The organism is Candidatus Nitrospira salsa (assembly GCF_965152625.1).
This window is the reverse complement of record NZ_CBCUCO010000002.1, coordinates 151818-170924: the sequence shown is the minus strand read 5'-3', so window position 1 is coordinate 170924 and position 19107 is coordinate 151818. Positions and strand designations below refer to the sequence as shown.

General features: G+C 45.5%; 15 protein-coding genes. All 15 read right to left on the bottom strand.

Going from position 1 to position 19107, the window contains the following annotated elements; translation table 11 throughout:
* Positions 1–7 precede the first annotated feature (7 nt).
* A complete protein-coding gene (locus ACWQXP_RS02640; RefSeq protein WP_454061288.1) occupies positions 8–394 on the bottom strand; it encodes a chemotaxis response regulator CheY in 387 nt (128 codons plus the stop codon).
* 797 nt (positions 395–1191) lie between these two features.
* Positions 1192–1416: a helix-turn-helix domain-containing protein gene (locus tag ACWQXP_RS02635; RefSeq protein ID WP_454061287.1), complete on the bottom strand. Its 225-nt coding sequence runs from the start codon at positions 1414–1416 to the stop codon at positions 1192–1194.
* Positions 1417–1518: 102 nt separating this feature from the next.
* Positions 1519–2439, bottom strand: coding sequence for a response regulator (locus ACWQXP_RS02630; RefSeq protein WP_454061286.1), 921 nt, complete (start codon positions 2437–2439; stop codon positions 1519–1521).
* 74 nt (positions 2440–2513) lie between these two features.
* Positions 2514–5477, bottom strand: coding sequence for an ATP-binding protein (locus ACWQXP_RS02625; protein WP_454061285.1), 2964 nt, complete (start codon positions 5475–5477; stop codon positions 2514–2516).
* 12 nt (positions 5478–5489) lie between these two features.
* Positions 5490–6791, bottom strand: a complete 1302-nt coding sequence (locus tag ACWQXP_RS02620; RefSeq protein ID WP_454061284.1) for an HD-GYP domain-containing protein — start codon at positions 6789–6791, stop codon at positions 5490–5492.
* 78 nt (positions 6792–6869) lie between these two features.
* Positions 6870–7226 (bottom strand): STAS domain-containing protein, encoded by a 357-nt coding sequence (locus ACWQXP_RS02615; RefSeq protein WP_454061283.1) that lies wholly within the window; start codon positions 7224–7226, stop codon positions 6870–6872.
* A gap of 206 nt (positions 7227–7432) precedes the next feature.
* Positions 7433–7822, bottom strand: a complete 390-nt coding sequence (locus ACWQXP_RS02610; RefSeq protein ID WP_454061282.1) for a PilZ domain-containing protein — start codon at positions 7820–7822, stop codon at positions 7433–7435.
* Positions 7823–7981: 159 nt separating this feature from the next.
* Complete coding sequence (locus ACWQXP_RS02605) at positions 7982–8812, bottom strand: CheR family methyltransferase (protein ID WP_454061281.1); 831 nt, start codon at positions 8810–8812, stop codon at positions 7982–7984.
* Positions 8813–8843: 31 nt separating this feature from the next.
* A complete protein-coding gene (locus ACWQXP_RS02600; RefSeq protein WP_454061280.1) occupies positions 8844–9956 on the bottom strand; it encodes a protein-glutamate methylesterase/protein-glutamine glutaminase in 1113 nt (370 codons plus the stop codon).
* An 88-nt stretch (positions 9957–10044) separates the two neighbouring features.
* Complete coding sequence (locus tag ACWQXP_RS02595) at positions 10045–10410, bottom strand: response regulator (RefSeq protein WP_454061279.1); 366 nt, start codon at positions 10408–10410, stop codon at positions 10045–10047.
* Between the two features lie 75 nt (positions 10411–10485).
* Complete coding sequence (locus tag ACWQXP_RS02590; protein ID WP_454061278.1) at positions 10486–12972, bottom strand: methyl-accepting chemotaxis protein; 2487 nt, start codon at positions 12970–12972, stop codon at positions 10486–10488.
* Between the two features lie 121 nt (positions 12973–13093).
* Positions 13094–13546, bottom strand: a complete 453-nt coding sequence (locus ACWQXP_RS02585) for a chemotaxis protein CheW (protein ID WP_454061277.1) — start codon at positions 13544–13546, stop codon at positions 13094–13096.
* A complete protein-coding gene (locus ACWQXP_RS02580; protein WP_454061276.1) occupies positions 13547–16357 on the bottom strand; it encodes a chemotaxis protein CheW in 2811 nt (936 codons plus the stop codon).
* 972 nt (positions 16358–17329) lie between these two features.
* Positions 17330–18391, bottom strand: a complete 1062-nt coding sequence (locus ACWQXP_RS02575) for a protein-glutamate methylesterase/protein-glutamine glutaminase (protein WP_454061275.1) — start codon at positions 18389–18391, stop codon at positions 17330–17332.
* A gap of 88 nt (positions 18392–18479) precedes the next feature.
* Positions 18480–19088: a chemoreceptor glutamine deamidase CheD gene (cheD, locus tag ACWQXP_RS02570; RefSeq protein ID WP_454061274.1), complete on the bottom strand. Its 609-nt coding sequence runs from the start codon at positions 19086–19088 to the stop codon at positions 18480–18482.
* Positions 19089–19107: the final 19 nt, after the last annotated feature.

Below are 19107 nucleotides of genomic sequence, written 5' to 3'. Positions count from 1 at the left end.
ATCAGCATTAGGACTTTTTCGCAAAAATCTTTTCCAATTTTTCTTGAAGGGCTTCAGCCGTAAACGGCTTCACGACATAGTTACTGACACCGGCTTGCACCGCTTCAATAATATTTTCTTTTTGCGCTTCAGCCGTCACCATCAGGAAGGGAAGCGACTTCAGATTGGCATCACCTCGCACATTACGCAATAGCTCAATGCCAGGCATCACCGGCATATTCCAATCAGATACGACAAGGCCAAATCCTCCAGCCTTGAGTTTCGTGAGTGCATCCTGGCCGTTCTCCGCTTCAGCAATATCTGAGTAGCCAATTTGCTTCAACACATTTTTTACAATACGACGCATCGTTGACATATCATCGACAACTAACACCTTCATACTCGTGTCTAGCATGATCACATCCCTCCTTCTTTAACTCGTGATATCTTGAACAGACTGAAAACACAGGTGAGCACGGACGCTATTATTCCCGTTCAGTCTGACACTTTTCATTCTTTCATCTCATGCAGTATTTTCTTTATGGACATTCGCACACGGAGAAGACTTCTCAAGTCATGACATACATATTTCCTTCCCACAACTCCACCCTGCCAGACCCCATGTCATCCAGGCTCCCTTCCAATACCGGTCAACTTCCTAGTAACGAGAATCGCCAAAAAAATGAAACGTAAAAATACTTTTCGCTTTCGTAAAGATAGTGAACCTTATGTTGAGGATCGGTAAATATATCGCTTTTCTTAAGCAACAGTTTGAGAATAGTTCGAACACTGGATCTTCACATAAAGCAATATTGACAATGCTTTCCCAAAGGTCACCCATCCATGTCAGAAGAACCACGGGAGCACCTCCAGAGAGATGAGAAAGGCTTTTCCATCACAAGATCTCCACCTGTCTGGATATTGTTCAAATGAATAGCCATCATTCCAGTCAGGTGATTCAATTCTGCCTCGTGAACTTGGGGAAAGGCATCACGGGTCAATCAGAAATCAAACTTGTAGACGGCACACAGATTTCATTTTGTTCTAATGAGGATCACATCGGAATACACTGGAGGGTATTCAGCGAGGGCTTGATAAGCCCTCGCTCGAATCAGGTTATGAAGACAGGATGGAAAGACGAAACAGATAGATCATCAGCCATGTCACGATCAACTAGAACTCAAAAAGTCCGCAATCCACGTTCCACGCTGTTTAGTTCAAGCTAAATCGATCATGTGAACCATTCTGATGCACGGCACCAACAGCCTCTTCAATTCCAGCATTTTGAACCCACGCTTCAATTTCTTCTTTGACAAAACGCCAGTGTTTGCCAACTTTATGACCAGGCAGCCGTCGTTCACGCGCCAGTTTGTAGATCGTTGACTTCGGAACTTTTAAAAATGTAGAAACTTCGTGTAACGTGAGCAAATCATTCATGAGGATACCTCGTTGCATATGGTTGCTAATGCTTTTCGTATCGGAGCGAATGTTCATAAACTTGAGAACTTTTAGAAGAAACTACACCACAATTGTTTGAATTTATTGTCGAACACTTGTGTGAGACATGCTAAAGGTGACCTCATTGCCCTTTCCATGGTACATCACACTCGGAACAAGGGTTTGAACCAAGAAAATGCCACGTCCTGACCTTGCGGTTTGAGGCAATGTTTGAACATCTCGGCCTAATAACTTTTCCCACTCGAATCCGTCACCGTCATCAACGATTCGAATGTCAACTTTTCCCAAGTTCACATCATGTGTGTATGAGAGTCGAACTCGTCGTTTTTTATATTTAGAATCCTCTCGGCGCACTTGCAATAATTGTTCATAATTATCGTCCATTAGCGCACGCATTTTCTCTTCAGGGGTAATATGTAAATTCCCATGCTCAATGGCATTCATCAGTAATTCGTGTAACGCCACTCGAACACTGAGCAATTGTTGCCCAGAAAGAGATCCAACCATGGATCTGATGACGAGATTCACGACGCTTCCGAGCATCTCGGGAAGATTATTAATCACGAGATGACTCGTGATATCATCTATAATGGCCTGCACATACTCATCAGCCCACCGGGCCCGCAAGAGTGAACAGGCTCGATCAACAGCATTCCGAAGCTCGCTGAGTTGAAAAGGCTTCACCAGATAGTCTGACGCGCCAGCCTTTAATGCGGCCACAGCAGCCTGTTCACTGCCAAATCCTGTGACAACAATCACGGGGCACGAAGGTTGGGAGGCTTTAATTTGAGTTGTCAGCGTGAGACCATCTCGCTGGGGCATTCGCACGTCAGTCACGACAACATCGGGACGTTCTTTTTCAAACTTCTCCCACGCATCATCGCCATTTCTCGCAGTGATGACGGAAAAGTCCAAGAAACGAATCGCTTCGGCCATGGCATCAAGAATCGATTCTTCATCATCAACGATGAGAATTCGTTCCCGGCCGTACGGTATAGTCATTCACGCTCCATTACAGTCATCTACCATTACGGAGAAACCACAGAAGAACTACTGACACGATCCGCGATACTCTCTTAAGACACGAGGGTTCGTAGTGCAGGAAGCAAACGATTAAATTGTTGCGCGAGGTCTGCGTACGCGCGGTCTAAAGCTTGACTATCGCGAGAACGAGCAACCTTTTCCAAGCGTGCAGATGCATTGGCCGCATCAAGAGCATGCAATGCTCCTAATGAACCTTTGAGTTGATGGACATGATTCCAGAGCACATCATACGCTTGTGCATCACAGGCAGCGTGAATCAATCGCATAACCTTAGGGCCCGAATCAAGAAAAATTATCACCAGGCTCTTCAGCAGCGCCCAATCACCATCTAACCCCTCGAGGGCTTTTTTCACATCATAGACGACAGAAGTATCTTCATGAATCATCGGGACTTGAGAGTCCATTGACGGTATGCCCGTTGTCGTCTGAGTCACATCCAGCGTAGCCACAGAACCTTCCATCACCTCAGAACCCATCGACACCGATGCCTGAAACTTCGGCCTCCATTTACGAAGCATGGCCATGAGCTGATGAGCACGAATGGGTTTCGCCATATAATCGTCCATTCCTGCATGCAAACATTGCTCTTGATCGCCTTTCATAGCGTTGGCCGTCATACCGATGATCGGCACGTGAGAGGTGTCTCGTTGCTCGTCGCTCGTCGCTTGTTCTTTGTCTAGCGCTTCACGCGCGCGAATCGCACGCGTCGCTTCCAATCCATCCATTTCAGGCATTTGCCAATCCATGAAGACGACATCATAGCCTCCACCCGCACTCGCTTCTAGAGCTTCACGACCATTTCCGACCAATGTGACATGACACCCGATTTTCTTCAGTGCCCAAGATACGACTTTTTGATTCACTAAATTATCTTCTGCGACTAATACCGATAGGCCCGAAAATATAGGTAATATTTCAGACGTGTCATTCGAAAGATCATGAAGCGCTGGAGAATGCTCTCTCGTCTTCTCCAGGCATTGGATTAATTGAGCACGATGCACCGGCTTAGTCAATATGGAATCACCCACCACATCAGTGCCGGTTCGATCAGACATCGGCAGCCCTCGCGACACAAGACGGACAAATTGAACAGACTGGAGAAGTGGGTCCGACTTCACCGCATTGATAAACCTTTCTCGATACGAATCAGAAAGGAGGGAATCAATCAACACTGTGGTATACGGCTGCGAGTCCTTTGTACCCGCACGTAACCATGAACGAGCTTGCGTGCAATCTACCGTGCTCGCCCACCTCACCTCTAACTCCAGAAACATACCTTGAAGCATTTTCAAAGTGGCAGAAGGACAACCAACGCATAAGACACGAGACTTTTTGAGCAGAAAAGAATGCACAACCTTGGGTGAAGCACCCTCAGCATCCACTTTAAAAGGGATCTGACACCAGAATATCGAGCCTCCCCCTTCAGCGGTGTCGACACCAATGACACCTTGCATCAACTCAACAAGCTGACGGGAGATAGCCAATCCCAGACCAGTTCCGCCGTATTTTCTCGTCGTGGAGACATCGGCCTGAGAGAACGCTTGAAACAATTGCGGATGTGCCTTTTCAGATATGCCAATTCCCGTGTCACTGACTGAAAACCGTAAAGACAAACAAGGTGAAGCAGAAAGAATATTCACAGGAGTCAGCAATGAAGGTTGGTCTACCGTATTAGGAGATTTCTCGGCTGACACCTCACTCGCTGTCGCGACATTCTCATGACTTGTCCGTTCCACTCCGACCAGAACCTCTCCATGATCGGTGAATTTTATCGCATTCCCAATAAAGTTTGTGAGAATTTGGCGAAGACGATTCGGATCGCCAATGAGTATTTCAGGCACATCAGGATGAACGACACAAGCCAAATCTAGATTTTTTTTGTGGGCTCGTTGAGCAAATACATCCAGGACTTCGTCAAGAAGCCGCCGAACGTCGAAACGGACAATTTCTAAATGAAGCTTCCCAGCTTCAATTTTGGAAAAATCGAGAATATCATTAATAATGGTCAGAAGGGTTTCACTTGATGATCGAATCAATGACACCGATTCAACTTGCTCCGCTGTTAAGGATGAATGTAACAACATTTCCGTCATGCCGATGACCCCATTCAGTGGAGTTCGAATTTCATGACTCATCGTCGCCAAAAACGAAGCTTTGGCTTTTGTCGCGGCTTCCGCCTCCACCAAGGCTTCATCAAGTTCTCGATTTTTCGATTCAAGCATCGTTGCAAATGCTGACAACTCATCAGCGGCTAACTTTCGTTCCGAGATATCCAGACCAAACCCACGAACTAATCCTAGCGCTGGATGCGGGCTAAACACCCATGCATACCGATGCTGCCCTACATCAACTTCGATATCTCGGCGTATCGTATTTGTATTCAAACAGTCCTGTATCAAATTAAGAAAATGCACAGGAAATGCAGCAGAGTATTCTGAATCGTCATCATCCACCTCATACATTAATTGAATCATAGCCGCATTGGCATACAACAGATTACCTGTCCCATCAACTTCGATGATCGGAAATGGACTTTCTTCAGGAATCGAAGCTAGCTTATGCGAATCTTCTCGTAATTGCACTTCCATACTGAGGTCACGAAATGTCATCATCACCCCTGTCCCACCAACATCATCCAATACGAGACTCGACAGTTCAACCCAACACCATTCGCCATAACGAGTGCGCAATCGTGTTCGAGGCGACCACACGATTGAATGGATTTGTTCACATCTGCTAACAGGGCAAGAGCCCACATCCTGCTCCGATTCATGGACAAGGCATTCAAAAACTTCATGAGCGTTCCTACCACGAATTGCTGCCTCACTCCATCCCAACATACGGCACCCAGCATCATTCAACATCTCGATCTGACCAGATTCATTGATCACACAAACTCCCACCGTAAGTGCTTTCAATAAGGCATGATTCATCGAAACTTGTCGACGATATTCATATTCAAATTGCTGATTGTCGGACGAAGTAGGGTTATTCATCTTGTAGAACTTTTATGTAATCGTGGAAAAGTACTTCCTAATATCAATCTTTTCACTCATAGGATTAAGAATATCAAGAATCACCCGTTCTCGTGCGGATGGATGAGCTAAGGCTAGATCTTCGATGAAAGGGGGATCGTAGAAATTTCCTTGTTGATCCTTAATGATATTCACTATTGGCTTTAACCGTTCGAGAGAATTTGATTTAACAACCACAGCCCGTTCACCTGTTGACAGACTGACAAGACTTCCGAGTGGATAGACGCCAAAACAACGAATAAGGGCTTCAACAGACTCTGTGCGCAATTTTCCACCTTTGGCAGCCATGTACAGCTTTCGAATAGCTAACACGGTTGGAAGATCTGGTGGAGGACCCCAGTGACTCACAAGAGCATCCAATTGATCGATAAATCCAATAATATCACTAAGAATTAACAGCTCATCAGCTGTTCTGTGGTAGGGATAACCAGACCCGTCTTGCCGTTCATGATGTTCTGCCACCACTCGTTGCACGTCAGATGAAATCGATGGACATTGCTCTAGGATGGCCAGACCGCGTTCGACATGACGTTCAAAAATCACTTGTTCATGTCCTGCTAACTCATGTTTTCGTCTTAGCAAGTTACGCGGGATTCGGATATGCCCAATATCATGAAGCAATCCGCCGAGAGCCAGAACTTCCAAGGCCTTTTCATTCAATCCAAGTTGAATACCAACCATGAGTGAAAGTATCGCCACATCAACAACATGACCGTATAAAGTCTTGTCGAATTGTTGGAGATTTTGCATCAAATACACTTCAGACATTGCTTGTTCCTGAGCGAATACCTGTTCTAAGAGTGCCTGCATTGTCTGTTGAAGTTTGGGATGATCAATGCTTGCTCCAGTTTTCACGCCTTCAAACACACTTTCCATAGCGATCATGGCATCGTGTTTGACTTTCAGCGAGGCTTCTTGCGGAGAAAGTGGCGAAGAAGAGGGCATATCTCCTTCCAGAGACCTTTCTTTACGTGAAACACCATCAACCTCTGGTGGTTGAGCCGCAGCATGAGACTCATCAGATTGCCCTCCATGCTCTTCACTCACATCCAATCCTCGGGAAGGATCAATCATGACTTCCCTGACATCAGACTTGAGAAGAAGATCAACTTCTTTTTGTGTCTTGAGCAGACGGTTATGTCGGAAAAATGGAGATTTCCACCAAGACTGATAGACGCCAACTAAAAACATTCCAGACTTAAGCTGGCTCGTGGCTATCCGTTTCGTCGTGGAGGCAGTAGGAGGGCGGACAGGAGGAGATGAGGCCTTCGTCATAAAATCTTAGACGTATTAAACCCACGATCAGTAAGTAGTTCGTATGAATCATACTGTCAGAAAACGGCAGCAACGACCTTACGAGCTGACCGGCGCAGGACTCGAAGATACACGCTTAGCGTCTAGGAGTGTAGGAAATATTTGAACCATTTTGGGGACATTCGCAAGATCTAACACTTGCCGAACATATGGTTGCGGATTCACTAGACTTAACTGTGCATGTTTGACTTTCAAATTTTGATGCGCGATAACCAATAATCCTAAGGCCGAACTATCAACAAATGAGACATGTTCCATATTAATAATAATATGTGAACACCCTTCTTTTTGGAGTCGTTCGACCGCATCCTTAAAGACCTTTCTTGCGCCAAAGTCGAACCGACCTTCTAATTCAAGAACCACAACTGAATCCTCTTGCTGTTCAGTAATTTGCATCTTACCCTCCTCTACACTATAGAACATCTCAAAAGTATCAAACACGAAAACGTGGATTTCTAAAACCTCGATATCGTCACTACAACACACACGGTCAAAACCTATTCTTGTTATCGGACAACAAACACAAAAGTTTAGTAAAAGGTCTATGGGATGGAAGAAAACGCACGTATTTCTACGAACAAAGAACAAGGTCTTTTCAGAACTTAATCTTTTGGCTTAAGACCAATATGTTCATGAATTTCCTGTTCCACGTGTGGAACCTGGTCATGGCTATTGAACATGACGAGGTTACGAAGATGAGCTAAACTTTCTTCTCCAAGAATATGCGTAAACCGAATCGCAATCCCTGAGTCATCCACGCGTGCGACGATACCTGTCGCGTGAATACAGAGATCTCCAATCCCTCCATCCAGTATCAACGCGACCTGACAGTCTGAATTCATTGGAAGTTGCTCGGTGCACTCGAGATAAAGTCCATTGAGACTAATGTCACTCAGACAACCTTTAATACGCTTGGGGCCACCCGATTGCAACTCCGCTTCCAGATTCACATCTACTCGAGTAAATTCTCGACGACAAGGCATATCACTCATTTCACACACACTCCTTCTTTTGGAAAATCTTGCGTAACGGTTGTTGTCACACCGTTACGCACATCAGTTGTCTTTGGTAGGTGAATCGTCATGCACTCGCCCGTGTAAGCCCAATGCCCGAATGCTTCTTCACAACAAATGAATGTCATCTGCATCCTTCTACACCGAACGAAGCCGATAACACGAAGTCCCACAGATCGATACTCGTTCAAACGCGTGGTCAAGATTGAGAGTGGTTTCTGATCCACCTAGAAATAAGTACCCATCAGGGCTCAGATGATCTCGAATTTTGGCTAAGATCTTCTTTTTGGTTTCGACATCAAAATAAATAAGCACATTCCGTAAAAACACAATATCGAGTTTCGGAAATGGCAACCACGTTCCCACCAAATTCATGGTCTTAAACTCAATCATCTTTCGAAGCTCTTCCTTCACATACCAACTCAGACCTTCTTGCGAGAAATATTTCAGTAACATCTTTGCAGGAAGGCCACGATTGACTTCCATCTGGTTGTATTTCCCTTCCTGGCAACGAAGGAGCATTGCCGTGGAAATATCAGTCGCAAAGAATTTAATCTTCCACACATCACTCTCCGGAAGTGCTTCCCGGATCACTAACGCCATGGTATAGGGTTCCTGCCCACTGGAGCTTGCCCCACACCAGATATTCAAACATTTGCTCTCTTCACGTTTTTTTATTAATTCCGGAAGCACCCCATCTCGTAACGCTTCAAAAGGTGTGAGATCACGAAAAAAACTTGTTTCGTTCGTGGTCATGGCTTCAATCACACGCCGGTGAAGTTTCCCATACGAAGTGTGGCGTAACTGACGGACAAGATCAGAGATCGACGCGAGTCCTTCCTCTTTAACAAGAGGTTGAAGTCGGGCTCGAACTAAATATTCTTTTTTGGGCTCAAGCACAATGGCCGAATGCTCTCGCACAAGCTCACGAACAAATTGCAGCTCAGTTTCGGAAAGGGATTGGGACATATAGATACTAGAATCCTAAGATAACGCTATTTCATGAAGTTGTCAGGTGACTTTGCACCGTGGACTCGGAACGTTCCATCTGAACCCGTCGTTGGATCTCACTCGCCATTTCTGAAAGTGGGAGAACGTTGTCAGCCAGACCGGCATGAACCACAGCACCAGGCATCCCCCACACCACACTACTCAATTCATCTTGAGCAAGGATTTGACCACCTTTTACTCGAATCATTTTACAGCCACGAAGACCATCTCTTCCCATTCCAGTGAGAATAAGCGCCAAAGCACTCTGGCCAAAGACTCGAGCCACTGAACGAAATAAGACATCCACAGACGGACGACAAGAATTCTCCTGTTGTCCTTGATTGATCGCCAGTTCAACTCGACAACCTTTTCGCACCACAGTCATGTGGTAGTTTCCAGGCGCTATCCAGGCATGCCCCGGAAGTAAAGACTTCCCAGCGATACCTTCGTGAACAGGCATGGCACATTTTAACGACAATCGTTCGCTTAAACTTTTGGTAAAAATTGGTGGCATATGTTGAACGATGACAATGGGAACAGGAAAATCCTTTTGAAGCCGCGAAAGCACTTCTGCCAAGGCATTTGGACCTCCAGTTGAGACACCAATGGCTAACACGTCCACACGTGTCTGTCGCGTCGCCTTCTCAACTGAAATGGTTGATGGGACGATGAACTCTTGGGATAAGCTAGGCACAGACGGTGCTGAATGACGAGATTTGGAACAGAGAGATTTAATTTTAGGGATCAGTTCTTCTCGTACTCGTTCCCTCGCGATTGCCACACGCTGGCTATTTATCGGAATCGCGACATAATCATTGGCTCCGCACGATAACGCTTCAAGCGTATCACGTGCGGCACGCTGACTTAACGTACTGAACATAATAATGGGAAGATGTGGGTAACGATTTCGGATTTTTCCTATCACCGCGATTCCATCCACGGCGGACATGTTAATATCCATACTCACCACATCTGGGGTCACATGCTCAATTAGTGACAACGCAATATTTCCATTCGCAACATTTCCGACAATTTCTAATTCTTCGTCTTGCTTGATTTCATCAGATATGATGCGACGCATAAACACTGCACCATTAACAATTAAGACACGAATTTTAGACATGTCCGTACATTTGTCTGCTTCTCTACATTCCATAATGTATCAAGCGCAAGGTGAAGTTCCCGTATGTGATTAGTGATCTCCAGACCAATTACTTGATGCCAAGTAACTTCAGCTTTTCCTCTATGACATCTTTCGTAAACGGTTTCATGACATACTCATTCGCACCAGCCACCAAAGCTTTTTCTATTTGAGAGGCCTCAGCTTCTGTTGTCACCATCATCACCGGAGTGTTTCGATAAGGACCTTCAGATCGTATAGCTCGAACAAAATCCAATCCGTTCATTTCAGGCATATTCCAATCAACTAACACAACATCGGGTTGCTCCATCATTTTCAACTTTTCGATGCCCTCCTTCCCGCTCTCTGCTTCTTCAATCTTTCCTCCAATCGACTCAAGAATTTGCTTCAGAATAATTCTCATGGCCTTTGAATCATCAATGACTAACGCCTTCATACAGACCTCCCTCAACGAATTTGCTCATTTGGGCAATTCCACTTATTCATTGACACATATATTGCGCAATCCATGCTACGTTAACTTACCTACGACCAATTGAAGATTCGCTGCCATTTGTGCCAACTCTTCGGCAGCCGCTTTTGTTTGTTGTGTACCTTTATTCGTACTGGTCGCGGCCTGGGCCACTTGAGCAATATTACTTGCGATCGCGGCTCCACCTTTTGAGGCTTCGAACACATGGCGACTCATTTCGTTGGTCGTCACGGTTTGCTGCTCAACTGCACTGGCAACGGTGTTTTGAAAATCATGAACTTGCTGAATAATTTCACTAATTTGACCAATGGCTTCCACCGCGTCCTTGGTGTTTGTTTGTATCATGTCAATTATATGACTGACATGTTCCGTTGCCTGTTTTGTTTCTTTTGAAAGTTCCTTGACTTCGTTGGCCACAACAGCAAAGCCTTTCCCTGCCTCACCGGCTCGTGCGGCTTCAATCGTGGCATTCAAGGCTAAGAGATTCGTCTGCTCTGCAATCGAAGTAATCACTTTCATAATACTTCCAATTTCTGCACTACTTTGACCAAGCTTCGCGACCGTCGCATTGGTCGTTTCCGCAGCCCTCACGGCCTCTGCCGCTACGCGTGCAGAGTTGTTCGTATTATTCGAAATCTCCTGAATACTCGCACTCATTTCTTCCGAACCGATCGCCACAGATTGAATGTTTTTACTCACTTCTTCTGCGGCACTTGATACAATATGAGCCTGACTCGAAGTTTCTTCGGCTTTGCCTCCTATTTGACTGCTCACCGCATTCAATTCTTCTGCGGCACTGGCTAAGGTCATCGCAATAGAAGCGATTTCCGCGACCCCTTCCTTCAACTTTTCCGCTTGCTCCTTCTCATACGCTGCCGTGTCTTTGATCTGACGTTCAACAGCCAACTTTTGAGTAATGATGCTCCAGGACACCATCGCCCCAAGATATTGTTGAAAATTGTCATAAATTGGACTCATCAGAATTTCTAAAATTTCAGGACCGATTTGGATCTGAGTGGGACTTGGAGATTTTTTTTGAATATCCAAAAGCCATTGTTGATAATCAGAGTCTTGATGAAACGTCTCAATGGATTGACCAATCATCTGGTCAGCTGTGAATGCAAAATACGATTCAATCCTTTTCAAGGTATTGTTCGAAGCTGGATTCATATATTGAATCGTCCATTCTCGATTGACGTACATAATATTGATAGGCGCTTGCTCCACAATTGAGTTCATACGAGACATTTCTCTTGTACTATGCTGAATCTGTTCGGCCATATGATTAAATGTCTTTCCCAGATCTCCCACTTCGTCTAAAGACCGATTGTGTACGCGAACGCTATAGTCTCCTGTCGTCATTTTTTTTGCGACATATTGAATGTGTTTGACTCGTTCGGTCCCCTTATAACCAATCCACCACGCTAGCGGCAGCATGAGGAACAAACACACGGCTCCCGTTATCATGATCGAAGTTTTGAGTTGTGTCGATGTGATTGCGGCCTGCTCTTTTGAAGTCCGGACCAGGACAGCCCAATTCATTCCCGGATACCCCAAAGCTCCCTGCAAATGAGTATACCCCGCAGCTTGAACTATTTGTTTACGTGCATGTAAAGCGTTTTCGTAACCAGAATGCCCGGCCACGGCCTTCTGTGCAACGTTGACTCCAGATTGCGCTAAATTTAATTTGAGAATCACGTTTTTCAAATCATGAACGATCTCTTCGGTTCCATGTCCGACCGGATCATAATCCACAAGAACTCGACCTTGACCGTCTAAGACCGTCAATTCCGCACTCGAAAATCCTTCATGTTTCAATTCCTGATACGCATCTTGAATAATCTGTTCGACGAGTGCAAACTTGGTCCGATTACTCCAATACGCAATAACATTTCCCTCTTGGTCAAACACTGGTGCGGAAAACCCGATCGTCAATCCATCGTCGCCGGCATAGACATCTTTCACGTCTGTATCGATATGCACATCTTCAATATACGTCCCTGTTAACCGATCATTCCCAGGTGCGGTAAATGCCATCTTTTCGGTATAGTCTTTCCTTGACATAGCTTGAAACCAAGGAGTCGCTCGATAATTCTTTTTGAGAAGGTGCGCAGTGGGAATTGGGTATCCTCCAGCATCTTTCGAATTCACAGCAATGGGGTACCCCGCTGTATCAACCATGATCGTGAGATAATAGACGCCATAAGTGGCCACATAGTGATTCATGGCTTTCGTCACATCCTGTGCGATGGCTGGACTTCCCCAATGCATGTGTGATTGCGCCAATTCATTGAGTGCAAAGGCTTGAACATCGTTATATCGTTCGAAGAGATTACGATCAATTTTGTCAGCAATCGTTTTGGCGACAACCTGAAACTTTTTCCCGACCTCCTCTTCCATATCATGAGCCGCCTCAAATCCAATCCATCCGATGGCCGTCATTGGGACAATTCCGAATATGACACACAGACCAATGAGTTTTGCTGTAATACCAAAATGGCGTGCAGATTTCTCAACTCGACTCATCTTTTCTTCTCCTATTCAAATACCATGTCATCACAGCACGTGATCACATTTGATGACTCTCCGGCTTCATATGGACACTGTATTGTGCACTTTAAATTTTCGACTGAGAACTCACGGAATTTCACGCTAACATTTTTTGGTTATGAGAAAGGTTAATGATTTTTTCTAAGTCCAAAATTTGCAACATGTGATTATCGAATCGATACACTCCAGAGATGAATCTTCGAACCTTCTTATCAATGGTTGAAGGTGGAGGTTCAATCGCTTCATCAGGAACTTTTACGACTTCACCGATTTCCTCGACAAGGAGACTGATGAACTCACGATCGATTCGAATAACGACATTCATGGGAGAGCGATCTAAAGAAGAATCGTTCAACTCGAATCGACGCCGAAGGTCAAGAACTGTGACCACCTGTCCTCGGAGATTCATGAGTCCACAAATCACATCTGAAGCCAATGGAACATTGGTCATCACTTGATCACGAATGACTTCCTGAACGTCACGGACATCAACACCAAAAGACCAATCATTGACTTTGAATGTACAAAACTGTTGTGTCTCTGGCTTCATTCACGACTCCTGACATTCAGAAACCAAGGGCATACTGGTTTTATCTATTCTGGTATTCATGACAAAATCGACATCCAACAGATCGATGACGTTTCCCTGAATTATCGCTGAGCTCAAAATTCCAGGACGCGATGATGATGTTTGAACATCGATTGGGATCTGAACAATGTCACTAATGTGATCGACAATAACTCCCACAGGCTTTCCCTCTTTTTCCATGAAAACAATCTGGTAGACCTCACGTTCATCTGATAATGATTTTCTGTTCATATACAAAATTGAAGATATTCGAACAACCGGAACCATCTGATGTTGGTACTGCACGACTTCTTGCGCTTCAACCATTTCCAAGAGGTGTTTCTTGACTTCTGCTATTCGCATGGCTCTGTCTACAGGTATGGCCACACAACCATCCATACCAACGTTTGTTAAGATATATGACTGTAACTTCTCTGTCGTGGCCTGTTTCTGATCATGCTCTGACGGTACAATAGGGAACTCCTCATTCTGACCGAAAACAAGGTTCGCACCACGAGTCAGTCCCATGACATCTAATATCAGGGCGACACGCCCGTCACCCATGATGGTCATCCCCGCGTAGACATCTAAACCTTTCAGAGGTTTCCCAAGTGGTTTGACAACAATCTCTTCAATATCATCAACGGTATCCACGACCACACCCAAACGATGCCGACCAGCCTGAAGCACCACAATATTAGCTACGTCTGAATAATGCGGCTCTGGTATTCTCTCTGTAGTTGAAGAGTCTAAATTCAATACTGTACGTAAATAAATGAGAGGCAAGAGTTGTCCGCGCCAGCGATACCCCCATGCCCCATGCAGGCATTCAATCGAATGAGCATCAAGTTCAGTATCAACGCGAATATATTCAAGAAGATGAACCTGAGGTATCGCAAAACGTTCCTGAACAACCTGCACCATCAATGCAGGAATAATTGTCAGAGTTAACGGGACGCTGAGTTTAAATGTGGTACCCTGTTCACATTTAGTCGAAACATCTATGCTTCCCCCGACTTTTTTAAGATTGGTTTTCACCACATCCAAGCCGACCCCGCGTCCGGAGACATGTGTGGTTGTGGATAGCGTAGAAAACCCAGGAAAGAAAATGAGTTGCAAGAGATCTTTCTCACGCATCCGAGCGACCTGTGCTCGAGTGACCACACCACGTGCAATGGACATTTCCGCCACATGTTGAGTATGAATCCCACCACCATCGTCAGATATTTCAACATGGGCTTGCCCACTTTCATGATACGCCCGCAGAAACAACCGTCCCTCAGGAGGTTTTCCTTTTTCCTTTCGAACATTTGGAAGTTCAATGCCATGATCAACCGCATTCCTCACAAGATGTGTCAACGGACTTTGAATGGCTTCGAGTAAAGTTTTGTCAAATTCGGTCTCTTGCCCCTCCATTTCAATGAGAATCTCTTTTCCACAGGCAAGTGCTAAATCACGAACCACACGTGGGAACTTGCTCCAAATATTGCCAATTGGTTGCATTCGTGTCCTCATGAGACCTTCCTGCAACTTCGCTGTAACGATGTTCAAACGTTGTGCCGTCGCCATGAATGTCCGGTCTTGTTGTATACCAAAGTTTTGAAAAACTTGATTTCGAGTTACGACCAGCTCACCAACCGTGGCCATCAAACTATCCAATAAACCGACATCCACTCTGATTGTGGATTCCCGCGTTCGGTGACTGCGCGCCTCATCTGATACAGGCATTGTCTGTTCCGTCGTTTCGATTCTCATTGTTGGCTGTCGGCGAGAATTCTCACGATCTTCGGGCGGTGATATTGCAGGATCGGAAGCATGAGGGTCTATTTGAAATTCCAAAGAATATGATGACGGCAGACAACCAGGGACCGAGAACAAGTCACTCGCTGATAAATCAGAGTCATCTTTTTGAAGCGCGCTAAGTTGGGCCTTCAGTTCTTCGTAATTGTCTGTCCCGTCATGACGATACAGTGCAATACTTGAAAGCATCGTTCGAATCGCATCGACAAGTGAGAGGAGAGCACTCGCCCTGCCCACCGTCAGTGACAACTTCCCATCACGGATGAGGCTCAATAATGATTCGCCCACGTGTGTCAGGCGTTCTAATTTGGCATAACCCAGAAAGGAACAGGTTCCTTTGATCGTGTGAATCACACGAAATATACCGGCTAGCGTCTCCTGGCTAGGGGTTTTTTCTATACCAACAAGATCGCATTCAACCTGCGCAAGACTTTCATCACTTTCACTGAGAAATTCTAATACCGCTTCATCTAGCTCTGGATTAGACCGAACAGGTTCATTGACGAGAGAGACATCAGCGGAATCTACCAACACGGGGTCCTCTGACTGCATCGATCTTTCGCAGGTCTCCTCAATTGAATCGTCACTGACAACCTCAACACTCTCAGTCCCTTTTGATTGCAAGGCTTGCAATAAGTCCTTCAGTTCCGAGTAGTCGTTTTTTCCATCCACCCCATCCTGCTCGATTCGTTCCAGCATTTGTCGAATGGCACCGACCATCTCCATCAGAGCACTTGCCACCTTGGACGTCAGGGCACATTCACCATCACGCACAAGATTGACAAGCGTTTCTCCAGCATACGTCAAGCTTTCCAGCTTGGTGTATCCAAGAAATGTCGAGGCGCCATTGATGGTATGAATCGCGCGTAAAATACTTGAGAGGAGTCGTGTGTTAGGAGTCGCCTCGAGATGGACCAAGTCCTTTTCAAGGTGACTCAAAATGTCATCGCTTTCGATCAAGAATTCGACAACTGCGGTATCCATGCGATTCATCAAAGGTAATCTCTTTCAGACGTCATGCCAATTCACAGCCTATGCCAGTCCGACAAGCAGTCCCGCGTGCTCTGAGTAGTGTCAACACCTATAATCGCAAGCAAATCATGCCAATACGGCTCCTGTTGTTTCTTTCGGAGAAAAATCATACAAAGTTAAAGATCTTGCAAAAATATGCAGATTCTTCACGTATAGCCGTTTCAGTTATACCGAAACGATAACGCGCCAACTTGTACAATATTGATATCCAATACGTGAGAGAAAACGTCAATCATTCTCAGTACATCCAAACGGGTTTATCTTCCGATGCTTGAGGCGCAGTCTAGACGACCGATAATTAACACTCCAGAGGCAAACCGTTCTCACCATTGGCAACCACTCCAACCCTGCGAGCGGTATGCAACAATCCTCGCCTAGGCTTCCTTTTTCCGCATCAACTGGAATGTAATTGGATTTGCTATAATTCCTTCTATACAACAATGCTGGGAAAATATTTCCTATGATTAGAACAAAGCTCTCCGAGTCAAAAGAATGCCACAGACGATCACTAGAATATTCGGCGTCAGCTCAAGACGGTGAATCTTCCAGATCAAGAAGAAATGAACGATCTGATGCGGGGAGAAAGGGCCAGAGCTAAGAACGAATGAGGATTGTCTCGCTCGTAAATCTTCTATTCAAGAATCAAGCATCTTTCACGGATATATCAATGAATTGAACTGAGTGACAGATTGTCACGACCGAATCAACGCATACGAGAAAAGTCTTTATCAGTTCGAAATATTTCACGAAGATATCAACTCATGGCCATCGTCAGATAAAATGAATATGTCAGCGGCTAACCAGACTCACATAATCCATGTATGGTCCTGGAACAGAAGATTCAAACCGTAATGTCCTGTCACAACTCTCCACACGATACGCCTTGAATAGTATGTGGTCTCCTTTTGGGAGGCCACGTTCTCCTCCAGACCGTTACGACACCTTTTTAAGATGCGAGAGCATGGCCGCGGGAAGATCAGCTAATGCAAGAGTTTTATCAACGCCTCCCGCCTTGATTGCCTCTTTCGGCATCCCAAAAACGACACACGAGGCTTCATCCTGGGCCAAATTAAATGCACCAGCTTTTTTCATTTCAAGCATTCCCGCCGCACCATCATTCCCCATCCCTGTCAAGATCACCCCAAGGCTATTGGCCCCAGCATAATTCGCAACGGAACGAAACATCGCATCGACTGAAGGGCGATGTCGATTAATTGGAGGGTTTTGATTCAACGTTACCTGATACCGTGCGCCGCTTCGACGGAGTTCCATGTGGTAATTCCCTGGCGCAAGAAGAGCTTGCCCAGGGATTAGACTATCTCCATCCTCAGCTTCTTTCACGCTGATTTGGCATACCTGATTTAAGCGATCAGCAAAGGTTTTAGTGAAACGTTCAGGCATATGCTGTGTGATCACAATCGGTGGAACATTGGAGGGAAGGACTTCAAGAAGCTCTTTTAAAGCTTCCGTTCCCCCAGTCGAAGCGCCAATAGCAATAATGGTATCCGTCGTTTTAATCATTGAAGACTGAGTGGCTAACTCACGAAGACGCTCGGGATTCACTTCTGAAGGCGTACGTTTTCGAACCGTCGCTGCCGCCGCGGCCTTAATCTTACTTGTAATCTTCTCAGCCAGTTCCTCCATCCCATGCTGGACATCAATTTTAGGTTTCGTGATAAAATCGACGGCTCCAAGTTCCAAAGCCCGCAAGGTGGTTTCACAACCTGACTCAGTCAGTGAACTCACCATGACGACAGGCATCGGGTGACCAGCCATGACTTTCTGAAGAAAGGTCAAGCCATCCATTTTCGGCATCTCCACATCAAGCGTAAGAACATCTGGATTGAGGCTTTTGATTTTATCACGTGCCGCATATGGGTCAGTCGCAGTCCCAACGACCTCAATATCAGGGTCTTGTGTTAATAACTCTGTCAGCACTCCTCGAATTAAGGCAGAATCATCCACAATCAGAACTCGTATTTTTTTCTGACTCATACATCACTCCTTTTTATCGGCAAGCAACACCACATAGCCCCACACCCTGGCTCGAAGTCCCCAGCGGGACAACTTTGCTTCTACTCCTTTAGAACAAGGTAACCTCACCAGCTACAGGTTCCTTTTTGAGCGTCGATTCATACTGTCGTTCTTGTTGAACAATTTTTTGTGATTGTACTCGGTCCAATTTTTTCATCAAGACTTTTCCCGTGTTCGTAAAGTAATAGACTTTGCGAGGACAGACATCACCAACATCGGCTTTCACGGCTGGCATCCCCTCTTGCTGAAGATAGGCCAAAGCCCAGGCCGCATTTTTCGCACCAACATCCATACTGCCATCATAGATTTTTCCACCACCAAAGACTTTAGCTTCTAGACGTTTTCGATGGCCTCCACGATTAAGAATTCCATTAATCAACATTTCCATCGCATAACTGCCATAACGTCCGGATTCGGACCAGTTATCGTTATCGTGACTCCCACTGGGCGCGGCCAACATGAAATGATTCATCCCACCAACCCCTGCTTGTGGATCTCGAAGACATACGGATATACACGAACCCAATACGGTATAGACGACCATAGGGGTCTCGCTCAGAAAATATTCCCCGGGTAAAATCACGGCCACTTCATGTGGAAATCGAATGTCTTTCATCCGTCGAATATGTCCAAACTCCATCGTTGAACTTTGAGGCATCGTTATGTTCCAAATGTTA

Coding starts and splice junctions, on each gene's coding strand:
- ACWQXP_RS02640 (WP_454061288.1), bottom strand. CDS start 394: ATGCTAGACACGAGTATGAAGGTGTTAGTTGTCGATGATATGTCAACG.
- ACWQXP_RS02635 (WP_454061287.1), bottom strand. CDS start 1,416: ATGAATGATTTGCTCACGTTACACGAAGTTTCTACATTTTTAAAAGTT.
- ACWQXP_RS02630 (WP_454061286.1), bottom strand. CDS start 2,439: ATGACTATACCGTACGGCCGGGAACGAATTCTCATCGTTGATGATGAA.
- ACWQXP_RS02625 (WP_454061285.1), bottom strand. CDS start 5,477: ATGAATAACCCTACTTCGTCCGACAATCAGCAATTTGAATATGAATAT.
- ACWQXP_RS02620 (WP_454061284.1), bottom strand. CDS start 6,791: ATGACGAAGGCCTCATCTCCTCCTGTCCGCCCTCCTACTGCCTCCACG.
- ACWQXP_RS02615 (WP_454061283.1), bottom strand. CDS start 7,226: ATGCAAATTACTGAACAGCAAGAGGATTCAGTTGTGGTTCTTGAATTA.
- ACWQXP_RS02610 (WP_454061282.1), bottom strand. CDS start 7,822: ATGAGTGATATGCCTTGTCGTCGAGAATTTACTCGAGTAGATGTGAAT.
- ACWQXP_RS02605 (WP_454061281.1), bottom strand. CDS start 8,812: ATGTCCCAATCCCTTTCCGAAACTGAGCTGCAATTTGTTCGTGAGCTT.
- ACWQXP_RS02600 (WP_454061280.1), bottom strand. CDS start 9,956: ATGTCTAAAATTCGTGTCTTAATTGTTAATGGTGCAGTGTTTATGCGT.
- ACWQXP_RS02595 (WP_454061279.1), bottom strand. CDS start 10,410: ATGAAGGCGTTAGTCATTGATGATTCAAAGGCCATGAGAATTATTCTG.
- ACWQXP_RS02590 (WP_454061278.1), bottom strand. CDS start 12,972: ATGAGTCGAGTTGAGAAATCTGCACGCCATTTTGGTATTACAGCAAAA.
- ACWQXP_RS02585 (WP_454061277.1), bottom strand. CDS start 13,546: ATGAAGCCAGAGACACAACAGTTTTGTACATTCAAAGTCAATGATTGG.
- ACWQXP_RS02580 (WP_454061276.1), bottom strand. CDS start 16,357: ATGAATCGCATGGATACCGCAGTTGTCGAATTCTTGATCGAAAGCGAT.
- ACWQXP_RS02575 (WP_454061275.1), bottom strand. CDS start 18,391: ATGAGTCAGAAAAAAATACGAGTTCTGATTGTGGATGATTCTGCCTTA.
- cheD (WP_454061274.1), bottom strand. CDS start 19,088: ATGCCTCAAAGTTCAACGATGGAGTTTGGACATATTCGACGGATGAAA.